5 protein-coding genes and 2 pseudogenes are annotated in these 5,909 nt (G+C 57.1%); 1 reads left to right on the forward strand and 6 read right to left on the reverse strand.

All coding sequences use genetic code 11. The features are described from left to right. Window positions 1–111, forward strand: a pseudogene (locus BLR85_RS30170) (IS110 family transposase); the annotation flags it as partial. Between the two features lie 285 nt (window positions 112–396). Here the strand turns inward: BLR85_RS30170 and BLR85_RS27585 are convergent. From BLR85_RS27585 to BLR85_RS27605, 6 genes and pseudogenes are all read right to left on the reverse strand, one after another. Beyond that, window positions 397–1,533, reverse strand: coding sequence for a PspC-like choline-binding domain-containing protein (locus BLR85_RS27585; protein ID WP_093164968.1), 1,137 nt, complete (start codon window positions 1,531–1,533; stop codon window positions 397–399). A gap of 784 nt (window positions 1,534–2,317) precedes the next feature. Further along, window positions 2,318–2,461 (reverse strand): annotated as a pseudogene (locus BLR85_RS27590) (integrase core domain-containing protein); the annotation flags it as partial. Between the two features lie 403 nt (window positions 2,462–2,864). Then, a complete protein-coding gene (locus BLR85_RS27595; RefSeq protein ID WP_093164974.1) occupies window positions 2,865–3,995 on the reverse strand; it encodes a nucleotidyltransferase family protein in 1,131 nt (376 codons plus the stop codon). Further along, window positions 3,976–5,109 (reverse strand): phosphoenolpyruvate carboxykinase (ATP), encoded by a 1,134-nt coding sequence (locus BLR85_RS27600; protein ID WP_093164977.1) that lies wholly within the window; start codon window positions 5,107–5,109, stop codon window positions 3,976–3,978. Before BLR85_RS27600 ends, BLR85_RS27595 begins: the two co-directional genes overlap by 20 nt. A gap of 44 nt (window positions 5,110–5,153) precedes the next feature. Continuing rightward, window positions 5,154–5,405: a hypothetical protein gene (locus BLR85_RS28860; RefSeq protein WP_139188601.1), complete on the reverse strand. Its 252-nt coding sequence runs from the start codon at window positions 5,403–5,405 to the stop codon at window positions 5,154–5,156. Window positions 5,406–5,569: 164 nt separating this feature from the next. After that, on the reverse strand, window positions 5,570–5,909 hold a 340-nt coding region (locus tag BLR85_RS27605; RefSeq protein WP_170844814.1), incomplete at its 5' end, for a transposase.

Raw genomic sequence — 5,909 nt, forward strand, 5'->3', positions numbered from 1 at the left:
CTCGCCGAGAAACCCTTCAGGCTCGCTACTGTAGCCATGGCCAACAAGTCCGCCCGGATCATCTGGGCAATACTGACAAAACGAGAAGAATACCGGCAGCCAATCGCCTGATGCTGCCAAGAGATGCAAGACGCTTGATGTGATGATGCGAAATGAAGTCAACCAAAAGTAAGGACACTCCGTCGAACGGCATGGCCCTCGAGGTCGTTAAGCCGATTGGAACCTTACTTGCGGAACTCATCAAGGCCAGTGGCAACCGCCACACTAACAGGCCGGACACACGACTGTACTGACAGACCATCGCGACCACAGAAATCTCTTGCAATGCAGGAGCCATCCACACATGCCGTTCAAGGCTGCGCGGCTTGAACTCTTAACGGCATCGAGGCAACGCCATCACCACCCCCAGTTGCAATCAATCCACCAGTAACCTACTAGTCCCCACATGTATTCCACAGGGTAGTCGTAGGGCGTATCGAAGAAGTAATTGTAGGCTACACCGTACCCTCCGAAGTCCCAGCCGAAGTACCAACCGTAGTCCCAAAATGCCCAGGATGAGTAGCCGGCGTCATAGTCGTAGGCCCAACTCCAATCCCAGCCGTAGTACCAGTCATAAGACCAACCCCAGCCAATGAAGTATCCACTAGGCCAGCCATAAGACCAGCCGGGGTAGGGGTAGGGCCACCACCCGTAGCACCAGTACGATGCTGCATACCAACCAGCGCTGTCCCAGCCCCAGCCATAGAACAGGCTATAATCCCAGTAGCCGTATTGGTGCCAGCCATAGTCGTAGTTCCAGCCGTAGCCCCAGTAGCCGAATTGCTGCCAGCCCCATCCCGCGTACCAGCCATAGTCCCAGTAACCATATTGCTGCCAGCCGTAGTCGAGATACCAGCCGTAGTCGGCATCCCAACTCCAGCCGTAGCTCCAGTACCAGCCGTAATCCCAGGTAAAATCAACACCCCAGCCGAAGTACCAGCCGTAATCAAACGTCATCGGGTCAAAGTACCAACCGAAGCCCCACCACCCGGAGTATGAATACCAGCCATAGTGCCATGCGCCGGTGCCGCCATGCCATCCATATTGCCAACCGTAGCTGGTGTAGTCGTACCACCAATCAACGTGCAATCCGTAGTCCCAACCGAAAGAGGCATCGTAGTACCAGTAAGTGGACCAGCCGAAGTCCCAGCCCCAGCCATAGTACCACGCGGTGTCGACGTACCAGCCGAAGTGCGTGCCCCAGCCAAAGTACCACGAGGTGTCGTAGTACCAGCCGAAGTCCCAGCGCCAACCGTAGTACCAATAGGTGTTGTAGTGCGAGCCGTAATGCCAGCCGTAGTCGTAATGCGAATATTGGGAGTAGACCGGCGCAATCCCAATCCAGCCGTAGCTGAAGTTAACCCAATACCAGTCGAAGTTAACCCAATACCAGTCGTAGGTATATTCGTAGTAGCCAATCTTCTGGTATTCGTATGTCCAGTCTACGGGATAGCCCGAAGGCTCTAGATGCCATCCATAGTGAAAATCGAGCATACCTCACTCCCTTCCTGAAGGAGGACTCTGCCCGCCTACTTATTATAGCAGATTTTGCCTAATCTGTTAAGCTACAAGCAGCGTCGTTCGACAGGTGGCGCGAAGCTCTGACGCCTGCTTCACTCGCCTCTAGAACCATTCTCTAAGCTTTGCGAGAACGCCTGCCCTGCGCTTGTAGTGCCTAACTTGGCACAAGCAACGGACGACAACTTCACGGGCATTTCTATGATGTAGGACTCCTTGTTCGTGCTCGCTCTGTCGGCAAAGCAGAGGCCCAACGTCCTAGGGGGGAGGGGGTGGCTCGGATTTTCAGGGCCTCAAGTCCGGAAACCGTGCGCCCTGCCCTTTGTACGCATCCTCAATTCAAAGATTTTCAACAGCGCTGTTTCGGGATACCCTGCTACGCAATCCCGTAGTGATTTCGCTTGAAACCCTGGGGGATTTTCGTGCTGAGTTGCACGAGGCAAGCCGCCCGCATCACTGGCCGTTTGGAATACCTGCTGTGGTATTTTGTGTGGTATGATTCTGCGTCTTGAAAAAATATCAATGCAAATTCAACTATCTGCGTGAATAGTGCGGCTGACTTCGTCTCCGCCACTAATCTTCTGTTTTGAAAGTATATTTTCACATACGTCAAAACCCGAAAAAATCGGAAAAATCGGCGGATGGCTAAGATATGGCTAATGGCTAAAGGCGACTCCGAGCAATGCTTGCGGTTACCAAAGAGGTGGCTCGGTTTGTCTGAACAGTTTGGAGCCGTTTTCTAAGTGTATGTTCCGCTCAGTTATGCCGCGACCGGGATTGGCCGGGGCAGGTTGAGATATGCCTGATCGGGCGTTTGCCCGTCCAGCGATGAATGCGGTCTTCGGGTGTTGTAGAAGGTCAGGTATCGGGTGAGGCCCAAGCGGGCCTGAGAAACGCTGTCATGGACTACTCGTTGCTCTAACCTGTGGCACTGCCCCCGTCGGCTATTTTACCCGACACCCGCGTCACCCCCGGTTCTCCAGAGGTCCACAGAACAGCATCCTGGACCGGGGCATTAACTGGGGCACTTTCTGCCTCCCAGCCGCTCCCGGAGGTCATCAGAACTTGTCGCTGGATCTACTGGCTGGGGTGGTAGGATTCCCTGTAAACCGATGCTCCCCATCCGGTTCCCTGACCCACTGGCTAAACTGGGGCACTTTCTGGGGCCTTTTGACCGAAGTGGACCCCGGACGAGAGGTGTGGACCCGGTGGGGGCTGGTTACTCAGCGGGATCAGTGGTGGACCGGCGTCTTCAGGGGGAAGAAGGATCTGGACTCGCCGAATTGTGCGGCCGATGCGAATCTTTCCTAGCGACGACCGGACCCGCGACGGCCAACACGAGACAGGATTTCGCGTACGAAGCCGGGTTCGAAGAGGCGCTCAGCTATGTGCGCACGATAGCTTGAGGAGAGGACCAGGCCCCTGCCTCGACGAAAAAAGAAGCTCGCGACATCCACGACCGACTGGTTCCCGGTGGCGCAGTACGTGCAGAGGGCTTTTCGGGCCACTGTGGTTTCCTTTCGGGAGAGGCGAAGGGTGTTTGCTGCCTCAAGAAGATCGGCCATCAAGTCACAGGTTGCCAACATTTGACCGTAGCCTGCGCGGCTAAGCCGGCGCTCGACGACTGCGCGGTCGCAGTGGCGGCGCAGCTTGCACCAGTCGACCCAGGCGCGCAGGTCAACTATCCCGTTGTGCCGTGTCGTATGAGTGACCAAGTGACAGGCCCTATCCTCGGAACTGGGCACCGCAAGACCCCGGACTGCGGCCGGAACGCATTGGTCCAGTGTTTCTGCGGCATCCAGCACATCGGCAACGGCACCCGATCCCAAATGAACGTGGATCTCAATTGGGAACGTCCAGTCCGCGCGAACGAGGCGTGGTAGGTGATGCTCGGGTAGGCGCTGGCCTCGCCAGTCGAATCTCGAAGTCTCGTTTACCGGCGGTGACGCGAATGTGGCGCCTATGCTCAGCGCGGTGGCGAGGGCATCCTCGGCACGATCAATCGGGACTAGGATGTCGAGGTCGCCAACGTAGCGTATCGCAGAGTCGGCATGGATTGGCGAAAGCAAATCACCACCACCTTTAAGCACCACCGCCGGGATGTCCCGGGCGTTCAACTCGGCGCCGATTTCCTTCAACTGTGAAAGCCCCTCTGCCGCTCGTTGCCGGTTCGAGGCATGCATTGCGCGGAAAAACAGGACAAGATCGTCTGGAATTTGCTTTGCGAGTTCGGAGTGGCGGGTCAGTACGGGGCCAATTAATGTGTGTACCTGCATGCGCTGCGCGTCCTTGGCCAAGACCAAGGGGTCGCTTTCCGCCAACGTGTTCGCAAGGTCGACGGGAACACGGTCAGAGACAGCGACTGCAGCGAGACCGAAAAGAGCCTGCCTTTCCGCGGGACAGTCGTCAGCAAACAGGTCATGCGTCGAGTAGTTCAAGGCAAGCCTCGACGGATTGGGCAGAGGTGCCGTAACGCAACGCGTAGGCGGGCACCGTAGCGAAGAGTTTGACCAAGGGGGCGATTTGGGCGCGATGACGCGACGGACGGCTACCCGATGCGATTGCTTCGATGAAGGCGGTCTCGCGGCCCATCTGCGTCATGTGCGCGTCCGCATCCGACACAAACTCTGGAAAGACGACTGCGGCGAGTGGAACCGATGTTCCTGGTGCTACTGCAGGAGCAATAGGCACATAGGAAACGCCGTTGCGTTCGCTTCTGCAATCGCCATGAAGGGCCATTAAGCGGCGTACCTCGACCAGATCCCGTGCGCCGTTTTTGATCGCACTACCGGTCGGGAAGGCGAATAGCCGGTCGCCATCGACATGGAGCGGCAAGTGATCGTCGGCAAGGAAGCCGCAGCCAGCATCGATGAGGCCCTGAGCAAGAGTGGATTTGCCGCGACCACTGTCACCCAGGATTAAAAGTGCGCCCGCCCGACCGAGCACAGCGGCGCCGTGAAGGACTGCTCCTACGCGATCCGCCCCGCAGAGAGCCTCGGCCATCTCCCGCAGGATTAGGTAGCGCGCGGCATTTATCGATGCTCGCCCCCAGAGTGCTTGCCCGTCGCGAAACACACCGAGACCATTGCCATCGCAAGAGACGCAGCGTATCCGAGCACTGCTTCCCAAGGGCATTCCAACCGGTGAAGCGAAGGCCCAAAAAAGCTTCTCCAGTTGATTTGCGAGGATGGCATCGTCGGTCTCGACGGAGAGAGCGCCCCACTCGGTCGCGTATTCGCGACGATATTGGACCGAATGCCCGTCATCCGTCACAGGATCGGGAAACGGCAATTGGACGTCGTTGAAAAGACCCGCGGTTTCCCAAGCCCGAAGGACTGCGTCGATGATTTCGGGAGGTAAACAAGCTGCCTTCCCCGAAGGTGCAACGACATCGGATACGATTGCGAGGCCGACATCGTCTGTCGTTAGAATCGCACCTGACGCTGCGGAATAAAGGATGTAGCGGTCGCCTAATGGCACACGCTCTATGGACGGCGCGCAAACCAGCAGCGCCGCGCGCCAGTCATCCGGAGAAGTTGCAATGTCTACCATGTGCGCCGACGGAGCAGCGTGCCAGAGCACCGTCGCAGCCCGCTTTACTTGATAATGCCCGAAGGAACCTGCCCTCGCGTGCCGTCGAAGGGTGCATTTCCAACTGGCTTGCTGTTGCCTGGATTCTGGCCGCCGCCGCCGCTGATACTCGCGACCGAAACGGACGCCGAGGCGCTCAGTACAACCGTTGACGAACCGGCAACCGTAGCAGAGTATTTCGCAAGAGAAGCGAGTACGTCACGACGTTCGAGATCCACGGTGTCATCAGTGTCGAGATCAAAATTCGGATGGTTCATAAAGAAAACGCCCCAGTAGCGATCGCTATATGTTCACGAGGAGATCATAGACTTCGCGAATCGTCAACATTGACCGGATGCTGAAGAGCGACTGAGGTTGCACCTCAGCGCCAAAATGGAAATGAAATAAGTTCATTTTCATAGAACGGCCTAGTCACCCGAATCTAAAGTTCGCCGCATAGGGTTTGGGTTCGCTGGCAGAACCGCTTGACCGATGCGAGGATTTCATCGGCGGACTTGACCCATCTGTATGGTTTGGGGTTCTCGTTGTGTGCTTCGATGAAGGCGGCAATGTCGGCCTCCAGTTCGGCAGTCGAACGATGGACCCCGCGCTGCAACTGCTTGCGGGTCAATTCAGCGAACCAGCGTTCGACCTGATTGATCCATGATGCCGAGGTGGGCGTGAAGTGGACATGCCAGTGCGGACGGCGGGCGAGCCATGCCTTGATCCTGGGCGTCTTGTGCGTGGCGTAGTTGTCCATCACCAGGTGAACGTCCCGACCT

This window comes from Aliiruegeria lutimaris (genome assembly GCF_900099935.1).
In the GTDB taxonomy this organism is placed as follows: domain Bacteria; phylum Pseudomonadota; class Alphaproteobacteria; order Rhodobacterales; family Rhodobacteraceae; genus Tropicimonas; species Tropicimonas lutimaris.

What these genes read in the sequence shown, in the direction of transcription:
- BLR85_RS27585 (WP_093164968.1), bottom strand. Translation starts at nt 1,533, where the DNA reads ATGCTCGATTTTCACTATGGATGGCATCTAGAGCCTTCGGGCTATCCC.
- BLR85_RS28860 (WP_139188601.1), bottom strand. Translation starts at nt 5,405, where the DNA reads ATGAACCATCCGAATTTTGATCTCGACACTGATGACACCGTGGATCTC.
- BLR85_RS27600 (WP_093164977.1), bottom strand. Translation starts at nt 5,109, where the DNA reads ATGGTAGACATTGCAACTTCTCCGGATGACTGGCGCGCGGCGCTGCTG.